Annotated in this window: 19 protein-coding genes and 1 tRNA gene; 11 read left to right on the top strand and 9 right to left on the bottom strand. The window is 69.2% G+C overall.

What is annotated here, in order from left to right:
- Nucleotides 1–22: 22 nt before the first annotated feature.
- The 4 genes from ACIOC1_RS31390 (at nt 23) to ACIOC1_RS31405 (ending at nt 2585) form a co-directional block, all read left to right on the top strand.
- The gene (locus ACIOC1_RS31390) at nt 23–817 is read left to right on the top strand and encodes a hypothetical protein (protein WP_401857381.1); all 795 of its coding nucleotides are present in this window, start codon (nt 23–25) and stop codon (nt 815–817) included.
- A complete protein-coding gene (locus tag ACIOC1_RS31395; protein ID WP_391043386.1) occupies nt 817–960 on the top strand; it encodes a hypothetical protein in 144 nt (47 codons plus the stop codon). Before ACIOC1_RS31390 ends, ACIOC1_RS31395 begins: the two co-directional genes overlap by 1 nt.
- On the top strand, nt 957–1448 hold the full coding sequence (locus ACIOC1_RS31400; RefSeq protein WP_401857384.1) for a hypothetical protein: 492 nt from the start codon (nt 957–959) through the stop codon (nt 1446–1448). The genes ACIOC1_RS31395 and ACIOC1_RS31400 overlap by 4 nt, the downstream gene beginning before the upstream one ends.
- 471 nt (nt 1449–1919) lie before the next feature.
- On the top strand, nt 1920–2585 hold the full coding sequence (locus ACIOC1_RS31405; RefSeq protein WP_401857387.1) for a hypothetical protein: 666 nt from the start codon (nt 1920–1922) through the stop codon (nt 2583–2585).
- 231 nt (nt 2586–2816) lie between these two features.
- Here the strand turns inward: ACIOC1_RS31405 and ACIOC1_RS31410 are convergent.
- The 7 genes from ACIOC1_RS31410 to galU all read right to left on the bottom strand — a co-directional run bounded on the left by ACIOC1_RS31410 (nt 2817) and on the right by galU (nt 8174).
- Nucleotides 2817–2890: transfer RNA gene (locus tag ACIOC1_RS31410), tRNA-Ala, on the bottom strand.
- Between the two features lie 87 nt (nt 2891–2977).
- A complete protein-coding gene (gene glpR / locus ACIOC1_RS31415) occupies nt 2978–4042 on the bottom strand; it encodes a gephyrin-like molybdotransferase receptor GlpR (protein ID WP_401857390.1) in 1065 nt (354 codons plus the stop codon).
- A 117-nt stretch (nt 4043–4159) separates the two neighbouring features.
- Nucleotides 4160–4780 (bottom strand): GNAT family N-acetyltransferase, encoded by a 621-nt coding sequence (locus ACIOC1_RS31420; RefSeq protein ID WP_188279753.1) that lies wholly within the window; start codon nt 4778–4780, stop codon nt 4160–4162.
- Entirely contained in the window at nt 4777–5325 is a 549-nt protein-coding gene (locus ACIOC1_RS31425) for a molybdenum cofactor biosynthesis protein B (protein WP_401857393.1), read from the bottom strand. The genes ACIOC1_RS31420 and ACIOC1_RS31425 overlap by 4 nt, the downstream gene beginning before the upstream one ends.
- The gene (moaC, locus tag ACIOC1_RS31430) at nt 5322–5804 is read right to left on the bottom strand and encodes a cyclic pyranopterin monophosphate synthase MoaC (protein WP_355337867.1); all 483 of its coding nucleotides are present in this window, start codon (nt 5802–5804) and stop codon (nt 5322–5324) included. The genes ACIOC1_RS31425 and moaC overlap by 4 nt, the downstream gene beginning before the upstream one ends.
- 106 nt (nt 5805–5910) lie before the next feature.
- Complete coding sequence (gene glp, locus ACIOC1_RS31435) at nt 5911–7263, bottom strand: gephyrin-like molybdotransferase Glp (RefSeq protein WP_401857396.1); 1353 nt, start codon at nt 7261–7263, stop codon at nt 5911–5913.
- The gene (galU, locus tag ACIOC1_RS31440) at nt 7260–8174 is read right to left on the bottom strand and encodes a UTP--glucose-1-phosphate uridylyltransferase GalU (protein WP_401310442.1); all 915 of its coding nucleotides are present in this window, start codon (nt 8172–8174) and stop codon (nt 7260–7262) included. Before galU ends, glp begins: the two co-directional genes overlap by 4 nt.
- An 82-nt stretch (nt 8175–8256) precedes the next feature.
- On the opposite strand from galU, the gene ACIOC1_RS31445 reads away from it, so the two are divergent.
- Entirely contained in the window at nt 8257–8850 is a 594-nt protein-coding gene (locus tag ACIOC1_RS31445) for a 5-formyltetrahydrofolate cyclo-ligase (RefSeq protein WP_401857400.1), read from the top strand.
- 53 nt (nt 8851–8903) lie between these two features.
- Here the strand turns inward: ACIOC1_RS31445 and ACIOC1_RS31450 are convergent, their stop codons facing one another.
- Nucleotides 8904–11618 (bottom strand): penicillin acylase family protein, encoded by a 2715-nt coding sequence (locus ACIOC1_RS31450; protein ID WP_401857403.1) that lies wholly within the window; start codon nt 11616–11618, stop codon nt 8904–8906.
- Nucleotides 11619–11775: 157 nt separating this feature from the next.
- Here ACIOC1_RS31450 and ACIOC1_RS31455 point away from each other — a divergent pair, with 157 nt between their 5' ends.
- The 6 genes from ACIOC1_RS31455 (at nt 11776) to mscL (ending at nt 17556) form a co-directional block, all read left to right on the top strand.
- Nucleotides 11776–13305: a potassium/proton antiporter gene (locus ACIOC1_RS31455; RefSeq protein ID WP_401857515.1), complete on the top strand. Its 1530-nt coding sequence runs from the start codon at nt 11776–11778 to the stop codon at nt 13303–13305.
- 198 nt (nt 13306–13503) lie between these two features.
- Nucleotides 13504–14850 carry an MFS transporter gene (locus ACIOC1_RS31460; protein ID WP_401857406.1) on the top strand — a complete coding sequence of 449 codons (1347 nt, stop codon included), beginning with the start codon at nt 13504–13506 and terminating at the stop codon, nt 14848–14850.
- 66 nt (nt 14851–14916) lie between these two features.
- On the top strand, nt 14917–15249 hold the full coding sequence (locus ACIOC1_RS31465; RefSeq protein WP_391043359.1) for an FmdB family zinc ribbon protein: 333 nt from the start codon (nt 14917–14919) through the stop codon (nt 15247–15249).
- 93 nt (nt 15250–15342) lie between these two features.
- Nucleotides 15343–16200, top strand: a complete 858-nt coding sequence (locus tag ACIOC1_RS31470; RefSeq protein WP_401857409.1) for an S-methyl-5'-thioadenosine phosphorylase — start codon at nt 15343–15345, stop codon at nt 16198–16200.
- Nucleotides 16201–16536: 336 nt separating this feature from the next.
- The gene (locus ACIOC1_RS31475; RefSeq protein ID WP_355337846.1) at nt 16537–16983 is read left to right on the top strand and encodes a hypothetical protein; all 447 of its coding nucleotides are present in this window, start codon (nt 16537–16539) and stop codon (nt 16981–16983) included.
- A 102-nt stretch (nt 16984–17085) separates the two neighbouring features.
- Nucleotides 17086–17556, top strand: a complete 471-nt coding sequence (mscL, locus tag ACIOC1_RS31480; RefSeq protein ID WP_317452500.1) for a large conductance mechanosensitive channel protein MscL — start codon at nt 17086–17088, stop codon at nt 17554–17556.
- 13 nt (nt 17557–17569) lie between these two features.
- Here mscL and ACIOC1_RS31485 read toward each other — a convergent pair whose 3' ends face one another.
- Nucleotides 17570–17794: a hypothetical protein gene (locus ACIOC1_RS31485; protein WP_355337840.1), complete on the bottom strand. Its 225-nt coding sequence runs from the start codon at nt 17792–17794 to the stop codon at nt 17570–17572.
- Nucleotides 17795–17978 lie beyond the last annotated feature (184 nt).

The raw sequence follows: 17978 nt of genomic DNA on the forward strand, positions 1-17978 counted from the left end.
GCTGCTTGTCCAGCCGGTATGTATGGCCGTGGTCGTTGATCCCGATACGTCTGCGAAGATCGCCCGCTACCGCCCCCGGCAGGCTCCACCGCTCTGGGACGAGGTCGCGCCACTCGTCAGCTCGGTGGCCGCTGCCACGGTGAGCTCGGTTCCCTACGAGGTGGAGAGGCTGCTGCACGTCCTCGGGCGCCTGGCGTTGTGGGCCGAGTCGGCGGGGCTGGAACGCGATCCGGATACGTGGTTGCGCAATGAGGTGATCGACGCGTTCGTCCTGTCGCGGGCAGGAGACATCGAAACGTCGTCGGTGCGGACCTACCGGACGTGGCTCCTGCGGGTGCGGGATGCTCTGGCCTTCAGCGAGCGCGGAGAGGCAGCCCCGTCGCGGATGCACGCGGAAGCGTCTCCCCACCAGCCCTACACGGCAGCCGAGTTGGCGGGTCTGCGGCACTGGGCCGATCACCTGCCGGGCCAGCAGCGGACCGATGCCCTGGCACTTCTGGGCCTGGGCGCGGGGCTGGGGCTCACGCCCAGGGAGGTGGCGGCCAGTCGCGGCGTCGATCTGCGGCGTCCTCGCCAAGGCGGGCCGCTGCTGCACAAGGGCGTCAAGCGTGTGGTCCCGCTCGTCGCCCGAGCCGGCTGGGATGCCCTGCTGGGCGAACTGGCGGAACGGGCGGGCAGCGGGTACGTGTTCCGGCCCGGGCGGACCGTCGAATACTCCAAGAACCTGATCGGCTCCTGGTCCCTGATGCACCGGCCGCCGGGGAATACGCCCGCGGTGTCCGTGGGCCGGCTGCGAGCGACGTGGATCGTCGAGTGATGCGCGCGCATATTGATCACCACCTGATCGCCCAAGCGGCCGGACTGGCTTCCGCCGCCTCCCTGGCCCGCTGGCAGCATCTGGTGCCGCCCGTGGACGAGGCGACCGCAGCCCGGCTGTTGCGGGGCCCGGAGCAGCGGTGACCAAGCCCCGGGCCTGGCGGAACCCGGAGAAGATCAAGCGCTGCCGACCCCGGCCGGTGACCGACGCCCCCTTCGAGATCCCCGATTCCAAGGTCGGCCAGCTCGATGCCGTCCTGCACCAGTCCGGGGTGCTGGAGCTGATTGACGCCGAGTTGGCGGGCCGCCCGGGACCGAAGGGGCTGCCAGTGCGGACCGTGCTGGTGGGATTGCTGCTGGCGCTGCATCACCACCGCAGCGCGAGCCTCGCGGACGTCTGCCGGGTTCTGCCCGATGAGCTGCGGGCCCCTACCCGCTCCTGGCTCGGCATCCCGGACAACAGCAGGGCTGACGGCCACGCCAGGGTCGCGTTCTCCCGCCGCGTCTACCGGTCCTTCGACCGCCTGACCACCGCCCTGGACCCGCAGCGCTGCGACCGGCGCCGCCAGCTTCCCGCCGAAGAGGCCGGGATCGTGGCCGACGCCTGGGAGGACACGGACGCCGAGCACTAACGGCGCCTGGAGCTGCTGCAGGAGATCAGCGATCGTCTGATCCTGATCACCGTCCGCCTCGCTCACCGCCGGGGCCTGCTCAAGGGCTGGCGGGGCGACATCGGCGCCGACACCACACCGATTCCCGCCTGGCACCAGCCGCCCCGCGAACGACGGGGCCTGGCCTCCGTCGAGCTCACCGCGGGCTGGCACTACTGCGGAGGCTCCGAGGAAGGAATCTTCGGGCACTCCGCCAGCCTCCTGGTCGCCGCCAGCCGACGGCACCCCGCAGGTCACCCGCAGGCCGGTGAACGTGTCAGTCGGCATCCGCAACTCGCCCTCGGCCTGGACACCCCGGGCAAGCGCATCGGCCCGAACGCCGTTCACTCCCTGGCCCAGCTCGCCCCGTTCGGTTTCCCGACGGGACTGCTGGCAGCCGACCGCGCCTACACCGACCAGACCACCGAGAACGTCGCACAGCCGGTCCGCACCATGGGCTACCAGTTGGTCCTCGACTACAAACAGCAGTACCCGGCGTCCAAGGCACCCACCAGGGCGCCCTCCTCGTCGACGGGTCCCTCGCCTGCCGTAACCTGCCCCCGCTCCAACCACTCCCACCGCGTCCCCGCGCCGCAGTCGGCCGTCGTCGACCTCACCAACAAGCGAGCCACCGCCGCACACACCGCCGCCAAGCCCACCCTCCCGATCCCGCAAGGCGAACGGCTGCGGCCCTTGCCCATGAACGAGCTGCCGCGGATCTGCCAGAAGCCGACGATCACCGTCCGGCCAGGTGGCCTCGGCAAACTCGACAAATTCCGCCAGGACCGCCATTACCTCCACCCCACCTGGCAGGACGTCTACCGGCCCGAGCGGGCGAACATCGAAGGTCTCAAAGGCAGAGCCAAGAGCCACGGCCTCGACATCTCCGACCCCGCCGAACGGCTCGCCCACGGGCGAGTCGCGCAGACCATCCTGCTCGCGCTGATGATCTGCAGCATCAACCTGCACATCCTGTTCACCTGGCAGCAGACCACCGGCACCGAGCGAGCCCTCACCACCCTCTGCGAAGCCGGCGCACCCAGCAGTCCAGCACTCTCGCCTCCCGCCGCGACCAGGGTTCCTCCGCCCGCACGACCGCAGATCCGCACCGTCACCTGAGAGCTCAGCACCACACGCGATCACGCCCGCCCGGCTAAGGCCCCGGAACACCTTCCGCACCCGACCCACCCCGGCCCCACAGGCTGTCGACCACCGGACAGATGTCACGACGCCTGCCGCGTTCGGACAGCACATCGAACAGACACCAGAAACGACGAGATCCCGCCCGATCAATCAGATCGGACGGGATCTCGTCAACCGCTCACCAGACAACTCGTAAACAGTTGGTTGTGGACCTGAGGGGATTCGAACCCCTGACCCCCTCGATGCGAACGAGGTGCGCTACCGGACTGCGCCACAGGCCCTTGCAACGAGGAAAACTCTAGCATCCCGAGACGGGTGGTCGTGAACGCGATTCACGCTGGTCCGGATGGCCGGGAAGCCTGGCGGCACTACTCGTTGGCGGCGCGGGGGCGGTCGGAGGGGTCGGCGTACTGGTCGAAGAGCGGGGTGCGGGGGGTGCGGGGGCGCGGGCGGCGCGGCTGGGGGGCGGCCGGGGCGGACTCCTGCGCGGCAGCCGCCGGGGCGGATTCCGCGGCGGCGGTGCCGGACCTGGCGGCGCTCCACGTGTCGGGCGCGCCGGGGTCGACGCCGCCCGGCGTACGGGGAGCGACCGGAGCCGTCACATAGGTGGGCAGCGGGACCGGTACGGGCTCCCAGCCGTCGTCGTTGTTCTGTTGCGCGCGCTGCTGGTCGACCCACTCGGCGTGGTCGGTCTGCTCGACGAGGGCGCGCCGGTCAGCCGTACGCGGCGAGGGTGCGGGGCGTTCGGCGGGCGCCGCCTGGTGCAGGTGCTGGTGCTCCTCGGCGGCCGGTTCGGGGCGGGCGCGCAGGCGTCGGGCGGCCTCGGCGGCGTACCGCTGGTCGATGCGCACCTCGAAGCGACGCCGCTCCTGGCGACGCATCTGGCCGATGTAGACCGTCAGCAGAACGGCCGGGATGGCAGGCGCCCAGAGCAGCGCGACGCCGCCGACGGCCGCCGCGACGGCGCCGACGGTGAAGCCGAGGAAGAGCAGTGTCGTGGTGCGGCGACGGCGCGCGAGCACCTTGGCACGCGGGTTGGGCACGCCGGGACGGGCACCATGCGCGGTGTGCGCACCATGCGCGCCGGCCGCGCCCTGAGTACCGCGTGCTCCGTGGACGCCGTGGGCGCCCTGCGGGATGCCCGGCCGCACCTCGGTCGCGGGCACGGCGAGTCCGCGGACGTCCACCGCTCCGGCGAGGTCGTCCTCGGATACGTCGTCGGCTGCGTCTTCCGCGGGTTCGACGCTCTCACCTCGCGCCTTCGCGACACGCCGCTCCATCGCCGCGCGCCCGGACAGAAGCCGGATGGCGGTGCTGAAGCGTTCCGTCGGACGCGCTTCGTTGAGCTCATCCTGCCTACGGAGCCACATGGGCACCAAGTAGGCAGCCCAGGCCCCGACGATGACTGCGTAGATGAGGCCACTACTGCTCACGCGTTACACGGTAGGGGTGATCGAGACACGCCATACGCAATTTGGCCCGGTGTGTCGCACGATCTGGCTGATATGCCGAGATTTTTTTGCGATTGGCTTCATTTTCGAACAATTGTTTTATTTCTGGTGCGTCCCGGGCCTGGCCTGCCGCCAGCGGTTCAGCAACCCCTCCGGGACTTCCTCCGCCGTCAGCGCGTAGACCAGATGGTCCCGCCATCCACCGTCGATATGCAGATAGCGCGGACGCAGCCCCTCCTCCCGGAAACCGAGCTTTTCGGCCACCCTGCGGCTGGGACCGTTCTCCGGGCGAATGCACACCTCGATGCGGTGCAGTCCGACGCGCCGGAAGCAGTGGTCGACGGCGAGCGCCACCGACGTCGGCATCACACCGCGCCCGGCGACCGCCTCGTCCACCCAGTAACCGACGTGCGCCGAGCACATCGACCCCCAGGTGATGCCCGCGACGGTGAGCTGCCCCGCGAGCCGCCCCTGGTACTCGATCACGAATGGCAGCATCCTGCCCGCGCTCGCCTCCGAGCGCAGGTGCCGCACCATCTGACGGTACGTGGGGCGCTGCGCGACATGGCCGGGCGGGGCGGGCGGCACGGTGGCCTCCCACGGACGCAGCCAGTCGCGGTTGCGCCGGTTGACCTCGCGCCAGGCGCGCTGGTCACGCATCCGGATCGGGCGGAGGGTGATGTCACCGTCCACCAACTCAACCGGCCAGGACCCGTTCAGCTCGGTCTCCCAGGGACTGAAGTCGTTTGGTCATTCACGTGATCGCCGCCATGGATCTGGTCGACGGCGTGCACCAGGAGCGGGGCGAGTACGGCGAGGCCGTCCTTGACCCCGCCGCTCGAACCGGGAAGGTTCACCACCAGCGTGCGCCCGCACACCCCCGCCACGCCACGGGAGAGCACGGCGGTCGGCACCTTCTCCCGGCCCGCCGCGCGGATCGCCTCGGCGATACCGGGGATCTCGTAGTCGAGCAGTTCCCGGGTGACCTCGGGGGTACGGTCCGTCGGCGAGATACCGGTGCCGCCTGTGGTCACCACCACGTCGTACGCGGCCTCGGCCGCCTCCCGCAGCGCCTCGCCGACGGGCGCGCCGTCGGGTACGACCCGCGGGCCGTCCACGGTGAATCCCCACTCCTGGAGCGCGGCGACGATCAGCGGGCCCCCGCGGTCCTCGTACACCCCCGCGGAGGCGCGGTTGGACGCGGTGACGGCGAGCGCGCGCAGGGTGCGGCCCGGCGCGGCCTGCGGTACGGCGGGCCCGGTCATGCGCGGTGCCAGTCGCCGGACTTGCCGCCGGTCTTCTCCTCGACCCGCACATCGGTGATGACCGCAGCCTTGTCGACGGCCTTCACCATATCGATGACCGTGAGCGCGGCGACGGTGACCGCGGTCAGCGCCTCCATCTCCACCCCGGTGCGGTCGGTGGTCTTCACGGTGGCGGTGATCTCCACGGCGTCGTCGGCGACCACCAGGTCGACTGTCACACCGGACACCGCCAACGGGTGACAGAGCGGGATCAGGTCAGGGGTGCGCTTGGCGCCCATGATCCCGGCGATCCGCGCGGTGGCGATGGCGTCGCCCTTCGGAACGCCTGCGCCGCGCAGAAGTTTGATGACGCCGGGATCGACCAGGACCCGTCCTGTCGCCCTGGCCGTGCGCGCGGTGACGTCCTTGGCGGAGACGTCGACCATTCGGGCCGCGCCTGCTTCGTCGAGGTGGGTGAGGTGCTGCTGCGCGCTGCTCATCGTTCTCCCGGTGCGGTCTCTTGGGCAGACACCGTACCGGCAGGGACCCCCGCGCGGCCCGCGGGTCCGCGCCGGTGTGCGCGCGGACCGCCCGGCGGCCGATCGCCTACGGCTCCAGCACCACCACTTCGACATCCGCGCCGGCCTCGACCGAGGTGTCGGCTTCCGGTACGACAATCAGCGCGTCGGCGTGCGCGAGCGCCCTGACCAGGTGCGACCCGGAACCGCCGACCGCCGTGACCGTACCGGACGCCCGGTCGTAGTGACCGCGCAGGAACTGCCGCCTGCCTTCCGGCGACCTCTCGATCGCGGTGACGCACACCGCGCGCACGACCTCCCGGTGCACCGACCCGGCACCCATCAGCGTGCGGATCGCGGGGCGGACGAACAGCTCGAAGGACACGTACGCGCTCACCGGATTGCCGGGCAGCGCGAGCAGCGGTGTGCGGTCGGGGCCGATCCGCCCGAAGCCCTGCGGCTTGCCCGGTTGCATCGCGAGCTTGCGGAAGTCGACATGTCCACTTGGCGCGGAGATGTCACCCTCACCGTCGTCGCCGTTGACGTTCATCTCACTGCCGTCCGCGATCGACGACAGCGCTTCTTTGACGACGTCGTACGCGCCGACGCTCACCCCGCCGCTGGTGACGATGATGTCGGCGCGGATGAGCTGGTCCTCGATGGTGGCGCGAAGCGTCTCCACCTCGTCGGCGACGGCGCCGACGCGATACGCGATGGCGCCCGCCGCCCGCGCGGCGGCGGTGAGCACGAAACTGTTGGAGTCGTAAATCTGACCGGGTCCGAGGTCCTCACCCGGCTGCACCAACTCGCTGCCGGTGGACACCACGACCACCCGCGGCCGGGGCCGCACCTTGACGGCGCCGCGCCCGATCGCCGCGAGCAGCCCGATCTGTGCCGGGCCGAGAATCGTACCGGCGGCCAACGCCAACTCCCCCGCGGCGACATCACTGCCGCGAGCCCGCACGAACTGCCCGTGCTCCACCGGCCGGTGCACCCGCACCTCACCCGCCGCGCCGGCCGGATCGGTGCTGTGCGCGCTCATGCTCGCCGCCGGGCCGCCACCGGTGCCGCCGTCGGTCCACTCCACCGGCACGACACCCTCAGCGCCGGGCGGCAGCGGGGCGCCTGTCATGATCCTGGCGGCCTGGCCCGGTCCCACCGTGGGCAGTTCACCGCTTCCCGCCGCCACATCGCCGACCACGTCGAGCACCGCCGGGTGCTCCTCGGTCGCCGCCTTGGTGTCGGCGACCCGCACCGCGTAGCCGTCCATGGAACTGTTCTCGAACGGCGGCAGCGCCACCGGCACCGTGACGTCCTCGACCAGCACACACCCCTGCGCGTCGAGGATCTGCAACTCGATCGGTTCCAGCGGGGTCAGTTGACCCAGGATGCTGTCGAGATGTTCGGAGACGGACCACACCCGGTCGGCGTCATGACTCACTCTTGCATCTCCTCGGTGACGTACGAACGAAGCCAGGTCCGGAAATCTGGCCCCAGGTCATCACGTTCGCATGCCAGTCGGACAATCGCACGCAGATAGTCACCGCGGTCACCGGTGTCGTAACGCCGCCCGGTGAACACCACACCGTGCACCGGCCCGCCGGTGTGGTCCCGGTGCGACAACTCACGCAACGCGTCGGTGAGCTGGATCTCGCCGCCACGCCCCGGCTCGGTCTTCTTCAGCACGTCGAAGACGGCGGCGTCGAGCACATAGCGGCCGATGACCGCGTACGACGACGGTGCCTGGTCGGGGTTCGGCTTCTCCACCATGTCGGTGACGCGCACGACATCGTCGTCGCTCGTCGGCACCACGGCGGCTGCACCATAGAGGTGGATCTGCGAACGATCGACCCGCATCAAGGCGACGACACTGCCGCCGTGCCGTTCCTGCACCTCCACCATGCGCGCCAGCAACGGGTCGCGGGGGTCGATGAGGTCATCACCGAGCAGCACGGCGAACGGCTGGTCACCGACGTGCGGTTCGGCGCACAGCACCGCGTGACCGAGGCCTTTCGGGTCACCCTGGCGCACATAGTGCATGGTCGCCAGACCGCTGGATTCGCGTACCCGCGCGAGCCGGGACTCGTCACCCTTGCGGGTGAGTGCTTCCTCCAGCTCGTAGTTGCGGTCGAAATGGTCCTCCAGGGCGCGCTTGTTGCGACCTGTGATCATGAGCACATCGGAGAGCTGTGCGGACACGGCTTCCTCGACCACGTATTGAATGGCCGGCTTGTCGACCACGGGAAGCATTTCCTTGGGCGTCGCCTTGGTCGCCGGCAGGAAGCGGGTACCAAGACCGGCGGCAGGGATCACAGCCTTGCTGATCCGGGTACGAGGATGTGATTGCGTCATGCCGTGCACCATAGCGGGCAAGTATTTGCCCGAAGACGAAGGTACGACTGGTTGTGACGGATTGGTGACGGATGTGTGTGGTATGAGCGACGCCCGCGAGCGAAAAGCAGCACTGCGGACCCGGCTCCTGCGCACCCGACGCGACCTTACCGCCGCCGACCGCGCCGCCGCAGCGACAGCGCTCTCGCAGACCGTACGCGGCCTGCCCGAACTGGCCGCCCCCGGACCGGTGGCCGCCTATGTGTCGATCGGCGCGGAGCCCGGCACCCGGGAGTTGATCGACACCCTGCGGAACGCCGGTACGCGCGTCCTACTGCCCGTCCTGCTCCCCGACAACGACTTGGACTGGGCCGCATACGACGGCCCCGACGCCCTGCACCGCACCGGACGCGGCCTGTTCGAGCCGACCGGCGAACACCTCGGCCCCCAAGCCGTCACCACGGCGCGGGCCGTTCTGCTGCCTGGCCTCGCCGTGGACGCGCGCGGTGTACGTCTTGGCCGCGGCGGCGGCTCGTACGACCGGGTCCTCGGCCGGCTGAGGGAGGCCGCGGTCGATCCGCTTCTCATGGTGCTGCTCTACGCGCACGAGGTGGTCGACCGGGTCCCGCAGGAACCGCACGACCACCTCGTAGACCTGGCGGTGACGCCGGGAGGAGTGCACCGCTTCACCAGGTGACGTCATTCGCGCGTGACGTTTTCCGTCGCCAGGTGCGCGATAACCGATGTGATTTACGGAGTGAGTGCCATCTTCGCCTTGGTGGCCTTGTCCACCTGCTCGGCGGAGAACACCCAGGGGAGAAGTTCGCCGTTCGCCCACATATTGGTCTGGTCGGTGTAATGCGCGTTGTAGACGTGACCTGACGCACCCGTCAGATTGATCCACCGGGACTTGTCGAGGTCCTGGAGATTGACGATCATCCGCATGGACGGGACCCAGACGACGTCGTAACCGCCCGCCGCGTTCCAGCCGGTCGCGTTCACGGCCGCCTCACCGCCGCCGAGCTGCCAGGGGCCGCGGTTGAGCAGCCACTTGAGCACGGCGGGGCCTTCGGTTCCCAGCGTCTGGTTCTTCAGCTCCAGCTTGTGGAGGCGGCCCCAGCTCCAGGTGTCGATGTCCTTGCCGAGCTTGGCGGTCAGTTCGTAGCGTGCGTCCTTCATGGCCTGCCCAAGGAGCTGGTCACGGTCACTGTGGTGCTTCTTGTCGGGGTCTCCGCTGAAGAACGCCGTTGTCGACATCGTCCACCAGGGGCTGTTCTGCTGCGGCAGCATCTTGCGAACGACCTCGAACCACCGGTCGCCGCCGTCCGGCTGCGCCTCGTCGGCATCCCGCTCGCCGCACTCATGGACCGTGCCGCTGCTGCCGTCGAGATTGTCGACCGGCCCGGTCTGCCCGGCCGGGGGCACGCGCAGGCACTGCCCCTCGGGACGCAATTCCTTGGGCAGCTTGTTGCCGAAGGCCAGCTTCAGGACATTGCGCCACACCGCGTTGAAGTACGCGGCGGCGGCGGAATCGGCGTCCTGGTTGAAGTCCCAGCCCTCCAGCAGTTGCTGCGCCTTGCGTACGTAGTCGCCCTTGTCGTTCGTGATGTTGATCTTCAAAAGATACGGAACGAGAAGCTTGGCGATCTCGCTGCTGCTGTCGCCCTGCATCGACTGCATGTCGTCCATGGAGACCTTGCCGCCGTCCTTGATCTTGGACGCGATGAGGTCGTTGATGCGCTGGCTCCTGGTGCCGTATCCCCAGTCCTCGGTCAGCAGGTACGGGTACTTGCTCTGATCGATGACAGCCTGGTTGGCGGTCACGATGTATCCGCGGGAGGGGTTGTACTCGTACGGCATCGACTTGAACGGGATCGTGCCCGTCCAGTCGTAGTGCGAGTCCCAGCCGGGCACCGGGTACGTACCGTCCACACCGTCGGCGCGCGTCGGCACCTGGCCCGGCGCCTGGTAGCCGATATTGCCTTTGGTGTCGGCGTAGATCAGATTCTGCGACGGGACCGCGAAGTCGGCGGCGGCGGCCCGGAACTGGTCGAAGTCCGTCGCCTTGTCGAGTTCGAAGACGGCGTCCATGGTCTTCGAGGGCTCGAGCGCCGTCCATCGCAGAGCGACGGCATAACCACTGTTGACGCCGCCCGGTGGATCGGTGACGGGTGCGGTCTGTCCGACGGTGCGGATCTCGTCGCTGCGGTCGGAGATCACGGGGCCGTTGTTGGTTTCGCGCACCGTAATAGTGCGGCTTTTACCACCCGCGACCTTGATAGTCTCCTGGCGCGTCTTGAAGGGCAGTTGCTTGCCGTCGTAAAGGTAGGTGCCCGCCGTGACCTTCTCCAGGTAGAGGTCAGTGACGTCCGCCCCCAGGTTGGTCATTCCCCAGGCGATGCTCTGGTTGTGGCCGATGACGACCCCTGGCATTCCTGAGAAGGTGTAACCGGCGACGTCGTACGGGCAGGCGGCATTCACCACCCGGCAGTGCAGGCCCATCTGGTACCAGAGGGAGGGAAGCTGCGGCGCCAGGTGAGGGTCATTGGCCAGCAGCGGCTTGCCGGTGGTGGTGTAGGTGCCGGACACCACCCATGAGTTGGAGCCGATGCCGTCACCCGACGGACCGAGCAGCGCGGGCATCTGGTCGATGATCTGCGAGATACCCGAAAGCTGTGTGTTGACCGAGCTGCTGAGTCCCTGCGGGCCGCCGGACGACGCGGGCTCGTACGCGCCGGTGATCTTGTTGACGGAACCGCCGTCCACGATCGGCCGGTTGCGGTCGTACGGATACGCCGGGTAGAGCTGCTTGATCTGCGCCTGGCTGAGGCGGCTGGTCATCAGGGCGCGGTCGATCTCGTCCTGCATGTTGCCGCGCAGGTCCCAAGCCATCGCTTTGAGCCAGGCGACGGAGTCGACCGGCGTCCAGGGTGCGGGTTTGTAGTCGTTGCTGAACGACAGCGCCGCGTACTCGACCGACAGTCCGGCGCCGCTGTGGTCCTTGAGGTAGGCGTTGACACCGTCGGAGTACGCCTGGAGGTACTTCTTGGTGGTGGCGTCGAGCTTGGTGTCGTATTCCTTCTGCGCGACGCCGCGCCAGTTCAGGGTGCGCAGGAAGGCGTCGGTCTCGACCTGGCCCTTGCCGAACATCTCGGACAGCCGTCCCGAGGTGAGATGGCGGCGTACGTCCATCTCGTAGAACCGATCCTGCGCCTGGACGAAGCCCTGGGCGCGGAAAAGGTCCTCGGGGCTGTCGGCGTAGACCTGGGGGATCCCGTTCGCGTCGCGCATGACGTCGACGGGCCCTGACAGGCCCTTGAGCTTCAGCGAGCCCGATGTCTGCGGGAAGGAGGCGCGGACGGTGCTCACGCTCCAGTAGGACCCGAATCCGATGCCCGCTACGAGCAGCAGCACGAACGCGATCACGATGAAGCGTACGCGGCGGGATTTCTTCCGTGCGGGCATCGCTGTCCTTCGAGGGGCAGGGCGGACCGGTGATCAAGGTGCTCGTTGTGCAAGGGCAACCATAGGGGCAGCCCAGCGGTCGGCGGCCGGTGGGCCGTGGAATGTCAAGAGAGCGTAAAATGTTAGGTAAGGCAACGAAGTTGAAAGGACCGGCACCCTGACTGTCCACCATCTCAACGAGATCCTGCTGGTCGGCGCCTCAGTACTGCTGGTCGCGGTCGTGGCCGTGCGCCTCGCCTCACGCAGTGGCCTTCCCACCCTGCTCATCTACCTGGGCATTGGCGTCATCATGGGCCAGGACGGCGTCTTCGGCTTCACCTTCAACGACGTCCAGCTCACCCAAGTCCTGGGTTATGCCGCACTGGTGGTGATCCTCGCCGAAGGCGGACTTGGTACGAAATGGCAGGAAATCAAACCGGTACTGCCCGCCGCTGCGGTGTTGTCGACATTCGGCTTGATGCTGAGCGTCTTCGTCACGGCCGGCGCCGCGCACTATCTGGTGGGCCTCGACTGGCGGCAGGCGCTGATCATCGGCGCGGTGGTGTCGTCGACGGACGCGGCCGCCGTCTTCTCCGTGCTGCGCAATGTGGCGCTTCCCAAGCGCGTGACCGGCGTCCTGGAGGCCGAGTCCGGCTTCAACGACGCCCCTGTCGTGATCCTGGTGGTCGCCTTCTCGGCGGCGGGTCCCGTCGACCACTGGTACCACCTGGTGGGCGAGATCGCGCTGGAGTTGGTCATCGGTGCCGCGATCGGACTCGCGGTCGGCTGGTGCGGCGCCTACGGCCTCAGACACGTCGCCCTGCCCGCCTCCGGCCTCTACCCGATTGCCGTCATGGCGATCGCCGTCACCGCTTACGCGGCAGGTGCCATGGCGCACGGTTCCGGCTTCCTCGCCGTCTACATCGCCTCGCTCATCCTCGGCAACGCCAAACTTCCACACCGCCCCGCGACTCGCGGTTTCGCCGAAGGGCTCGGCTGGATCGCTCAGATCGGCCTGTTCGTCCTACTTGGTCTGCTCATCACACCGCATGAACTGGGTGACGATGTCGTCCCCGCGCTGATCATCGGACTGTTCCTGACCGCGGTCGCCCGGCCCGCCTCCGTGATCGCGAGCCTGCTCCCCTTCCGCATCCCCTGGCGCGAACAGGCGCTGATGTCCTGGGCGGGGCTACGCGGCGCGGTGCCGATCGTGCTCGCCACCATCCCCATGGTGGCGGGAATCACCGACAGCAAGCGGATCTTCAACATCGTCTTCGTCCTGGTGATCGTCTACACCGTGGTGCAGGGCCCGACCCTGCCATGGGTCGCCCGCCGACTGCGGCTGTCCGGCGACAGCAACGGCGACGCCGCCGACCTCGGCATCGAATCCGCCCCACTGGAACGGCTCCAGGGCCACCTGCTGTCCGTCGCCATCCCCAACGGCTCGCGCATGCACGGCGTCGAGGTGGACGAGCTGCGGCTGCCCACCGGCGCCGCCGTCACCCTGGTGGTACGCGAGGGCGCCAGTTTCGTACCGCTGCCGTCGACCGTGCTGCGGCGCGGCGACGAACTGCTCGTGGTGACCACCGATCCGGTACGGGACGCGGCCGAGGACCGGCTGCGGGCCGTCGGGCGCGGCGGCAAGCTCGCCGGGTGGCTCGGAGAGAAGCCGCCTGGTCGGCAACGCGGCCGACCAGGCGACCGATAATCCGATCAACGTCCGGACCGCACCGGGTGCGCGAAAACGGCTCCGGTCTCCGCGTATCATGGTGAGGTATTTGTCGAGTTCAACCTCTGTCTGACGCAGAGCCGGCGCGGATTCCCGCGCTGAGCGGACGGCTCTCGGCGCGGTCATTCGCGGACCTGGATCCGCGCACGCGCTACCAGGCGGCAGAAAGACCAGGCTGTGGCATCCAAGGTGCCCACCTCCCCGTCCACGTCCCCACCCGAAACAACGCCCACGCCCGTCGGCGTCGATGCAAAGACCGGCTACCGGCAACTGCTGAGCACCCCCGGCGCCTGGGCCTTCCTGCTCCCCGGTTTCGCCGCCCGGCAGCCGTTCGCGATGCTCACCATCGGCATGGTGCTGCTCGTCGAGCACACCACCGGCTCCTACGGCACCGCGGGAGCCGCCGCGGCCGTCACTGGGGTCTCGATGGCCCTGTGCGCCCCGAGGAGCGGCCGACTGGCCGACCGCTTCGGGCAACGTGCCGTCCTGGTACCAGGCGTCGCCCTGCACACCGTCTCCGTCATCGGACTGGTGACGCTCGCGCTGACCCATGCGCCTACCTGGACGCTGTTCGCGGCGGCCGTGCCCGCTGGTGCCACCGTGCCGCAGATCGGGCCCATGGTGCGCGCGCGCTGGGCGGTGGCGTTGAACGGCTCGGCAACCGCCCCGTCCAGCGCCGCCTCCCCCTTGATGACAACGGCCGCGGCCTTCGAGTCAGTGACCGACGAGTTCACCTTCGTCATCGGCCCTGTGCTCGCCACCGCGCTGTGCACCGCGGTGCACCCGGCGGCCGGGCTGATCACCGAGGCGGCGCTGACCCTTGCGGGAGGAATCCTCTTCGCCGCGCAGAGAAGTACCGCACCCGTTCCGCACCCCACCATGGGGGGCGTCAGCGGAAAACCCGCCTCAGCCTTGTCCGTACCCGGAGTGCGCGCGCTCGCCGTCGCCTTCCTCGGCATCGGCGCCGTCTTCGGCGGCATGCAGGTGTCGCTGACCGCCTTCACCCAGGAAATCGGCCGGCCCGGCATCAGCGGCCTGTTGTACGGGACCTTCGCCGCCGGAAACATGCTGGCGGGCGTCGTCTACGGCGCGGTCGCCTGGCGCCGCAGCCCCCGCGCCAGGCTGCTCGCGGCGTACGCGGCCCTGACACTCGCCTGCGCCCCGCTGTGGGCCGTGCACGCCGTGCCGGTACTGGCACCGCTCGGACTGCTGGTGGGCCTGTGCATCGCGCCCACCCTCATCACGGGCTACACGATGGTGGACGCCCTGGTACTGGGCGAGTCCCGGACCGAGGCGTTCACGTGGCTGACAGGGGCGGTCGCGCTCGGGCAGGCGGCCGCCGTGACGACAGCCGGGCTGCTGGCCGACCACGCCGGCTCGCACGCCGGTTTCACGGTGCCGTTGGCCGGTACGGCGCTGGCGCTCACGGTGCTGGTGGGGCTGCGCGAGAGGTTGGTGCCACAATCGCGAGGAGTGGTCGCGTCGGGTGTGATCGGTCACCGTGCGGCGGTCCCGGTGGACTGACGCCGGGAAATACTGCACTATGGAGCGTCGTTAGCACTCAATGAGTGAGAGTGCCAGGAGGAGCAAGTGCCGACGTACCAGTACCAGTGCACCGAGTGCGGCGAGGGCCTCGAGGCGGTGCAGAAGTTCAGCGATGACGCGCTGACCGAGTGCCCCAACTGCGGCGGACGCCTGCGCAAGGTCTTCTCCGCCGTGGGCGTGGTCTTCAAGGGCTCCGGTTTCTACCGGACCGACAGCCGCGGCTCGTCCACGAGCAGCGCGCCTGCCGCCAAGAGCAGCAACTCGGACAGCAAGTCCGACAGCAAGCCGTCCTCCGGCTCGTCGTCGGGTTCATCGTCCGGCTCCTCTTCGGGTTCCGGCACGGGCTCCTCGTCCTCGAACAGCACGTCGGCGGCCTGAGCCCTTCCGAGGCTTTCGCGGACCTTACGAACCCCCGCCGTTTTCACGGTGGGGGTTTCGTCGTGTGCCCGGCGTCGCAATAGGGTGATCGACATGGTGCAGAGCAGCAGTGCGACGGACGCGCAGGCCGAGATCGGCGTCATCGGAGGATCCGGTTTCTACTCCTTCCTCGACGATGTGAGCGAAATCACGGTCGAGACTCCCTACGGCCCGCCGAGCGACTCGCTGTTCGTCGGCGAGGTAGCGGGGCGCCGGGTGGCGTTCCTGCCCCGGCACGGTCGCAAGCACCATCTGCCACCGCACAAGATCAATTACCGCGCCAATCTGTGGGCGTTGCGGTCCGTCGGCGCGCGCCAGGTGCTCGGTCCGTGCGCGGTGGGCGGTCTGCGCACCGAGTTCGGCCCCGGAACGCTGCTGGTGCCCGACCAACTCGTGGACCGTACGAAGTCGCGCACCCAGTCGTACTTCGACGGCGAGACGCGAGCCGACGGTCAGGCGCCGAACGTGGTCCATGTGACCTTTGCCGACCCGTACTGCCCGGTGGGCCGGAAGGCCGCCGTCGGCACGGCACGGTCGGGTGGCTGGGAGGCGGTCGACGGCGGGACGCTGGTGGTGGTCGAGGGTCCCCGCTTCTCGACGCGCGCGGAATCGCTCTGGCACGCGGCGCAGGGCTGGTCCGTGGTCGGGATGACCGGCCACCCCGAGGCCGTGCTCGCCCGCGAACTGGGGCTTTGCTACACGTCGTTGACGCTGGTCACCGATCTGGACGCGGGCGCCGACACCGGAGAGGGCGTCTCCCACGAGGAGGTGCTGGAGGTCTTCGCGGCCAATGTCGGCCGGATGCGGGACGTGCTCTTCGACCTGATCGGCGAGCTGCCGGACAACGACGCGCGGGACTGCCTGTGCGTGGACTCGCTGGGGGGCCAGGACCCGGGGATCATTTTCCCCTAGCACGCGGAATCCCGTATCCCTTAGCTCCTGCCTTCCGCGAAGCGGTAATTCACGCCTCCGGGTGGCCGAGTTATCCACAAGTCGGGAGTTGTCCACAGGGATCGGAGCGTTGTCGGCGCCGTGCGCGATGGTGGATGCATCGACCGGACATACCGGTATCGAGCACCTCACGTCAGGCGGTGTTCCGTCATGTCCTGCTCCCCCACTCCCTATTCGGCTCCGGCGTGCCCCGAGCCGTACACGCCGCCGCGTTGCGCGGTGCCGGACTTCCCGCCGATCCGAGCGGGCGGCCGACGGCAGCTCCTGCGGCGGTCGCCGGGGCGCCGACGGCGCTCATTGGCCTTCGGTCTGGCGCTGACGGCGGCCGCGCTGGCGGCGGCCGCGGCGCACGGGACCGGCCCGCGTCATGACGCGGCGGCCCCACGCGGACCCGCACCGGCCAGCGACACCACCCACGCAGCGACCGTACGGGCGCCCCATGACGTGGCCGAGGTGCTGGTCAGGGCGCCGGTGCGGATCGCCGACGCTGCGGCCGTCGCGCTGCTGCGCCCTGGTGACCGGATCGATGTGCTGGCCAGTTCGCGGGTGGTGGCGTCGAACGCGACCGTTGTGGCCGTGCCGGGCCGCGCGGACGGCTCGAAGCCCGCAGGAGAGTCCGCCCCACCCGATGTCAGTGGCGGTGGAGGCGGCGGGGCACTGGTCGTGGTGGCCGTGCCACGCCGTACGGCGGCGGCGCTCTCCGGAGCGGCCGTCTCGTCACCGCTGGCGGTGACATTGTGCTGAATCACCCGTTCGTGGACGGCGATTGGACACGCCGAACCCGCATTGCCTTCTATGGCGGAACCCATCATTCCGCCACATCGGCGTCACGGAAGAGGCATAGCGGTGACCGACAAGAACAAGCCGGGCGTGCTGGCAGGCTTCAAGGAATTCATCACGCGCGGGAACGTGATCGACCTCGCGGTCGCGGTCGTCATCGGTGCCGCGTTCACCAACATCGTGAACTCCGTGGTGAACGGCGTGATCAATCCCCTGGTCGGTGCCTTCGGTACGAAGGATCTCGTTGGGTACTCGTCCTGTCTGAAAGGCCCGTGCGTCGTCAACGACAAGGGCGAGACGATCAGCGGGATCCACATCCTGTGGGGCTCGGTGCTGAGCGCCGTCCTGACGTTCCTGATCACCGCGGCGGTCGTGTACTTCCTGATGGTCGTACCGATGTCCCGCTACCTGGCGCGGCAGGCGAGCAAGCGCAAGCACGACGAGGTGGTGGAGAAGGCGGCCGAGGTCGAGGAGATCACACTGCTGCGCGACATCCGCGACGCGCTGGTCTCGCCGCGCAGCGGAGGCGGGAACTGATCGTCCGCTCGGCTCAGAGGTGGTGCGGCGGCTTCTCGTTGAGGAAGCGCGTGAAGTCGTCGTCATCGGCCGCCGAGCCGGAGGGCCGGTCGCCCCAGCCCCGGTCGGTGTCGTCGGCCGAGGGGCGGTCGAGCGGATCGTCGAAGACGAGGCCCGAGGGGCCCACCGGGGGTACGACCGCCGGGGCGGGCTCGTCGCCGGGGTTCTCGGCCGGGGTGCGATCGGGGGCGCTGCTCATGCCTCCAGGGTACGGCGGGGCGTCGGTGGCCGGGCTGTCGTCCCTGCTCAAGCGGCCGGAGGGAGATACCCCAAGTGTCCGTTTGAGGCAGTCGGCCGGATATACCTGGCCACATGCAGACACCGGACCCGACGCCCTCGCCCGCACCGGCAGCCGTACGCCCGGACCCGGAGAGCGTGGAACA

This window comes from Streptomyces sp. NPDC088197, assembly GCF_044741185.1.
Classification (GTDB): domain Bacteria; phylum Actinomycetota; class Actinomycetes; order Streptomycetales; family Streptomycetaceae; genus Actinacidiphila.

Bases quoted from the DNA above. Each gene is read 5' to 3' on its own strand.
- ACIOC1_RS31485 (WP_355337840.1), bottom strand. From the start codon at position 17,794: ATGAGCAGCGCCCCCGATCGCACCCCGGCCGAGAACCCCGGCGACGAG.
- ACIOC1_RS31405 (WP_401857387.1), top strand. From the start codon at position 1,920: ATGGGCTACCAGTTGGTCCTCGACTACAAACAGCAGTACCCGGCGTCC.
- ACIOC1_RS31395 (WP_391043386.1), top strand. From the start codon at position 817: ATGCGCGCGCATATTGATCACCACCTGATCGCCCAAGCGGCCGGACTG.
- ACIOC1_RS31425 (WP_401857393.1), bottom strand. From the start codon at position 5,325: ATGACCGGGCCCGCCGTACCGCAGGCCGCGCCGGGCCGCACCCTGCGC.
- galU (WP_401310442.1), bottom strand. From the start codon at position 8,174: ATGACGCAATCACATCCTCGTACCCGGATCAGCAAGGCTGTGATCCCT.
- ACIOC1_RS31450 (WP_401857403.1), bottom strand. From the start codon at position 11,618: ATGCCCGCACGGAAGAAATCCCGCCGCGTACGCTTCATCGTGATCGCG.
- ACIOC1_RS31445 (WP_401857400.1), top strand. From the start codon at position 8,257: ATGAGCGACGCCCGCGAGCGAAAAGCAGCACTGCGGACCCGGCTCCTG.
- ACIOC1_RS31390 (WP_401857381.1), top strand. From the start codon at position 23: ATGGCCGTGGTCGTTGATCCCGATACGTCTGCGAAGATCGCCCGCTAC.
- ACIOC1_RS31470 (WP_401857409.1), top strand. From the start codon at position 15,343: ATGGTGCAGAGCAGCAGTGCGACGGACGCGCAGGCCGAGATCGGCGTC.
- moaC (WP_355337867.1), bottom strand. From the start codon at position 5,804: ATGAGCAGCGCGCAGCAGCACCTCACCCACCTCGACGAAGCAGGCGCG.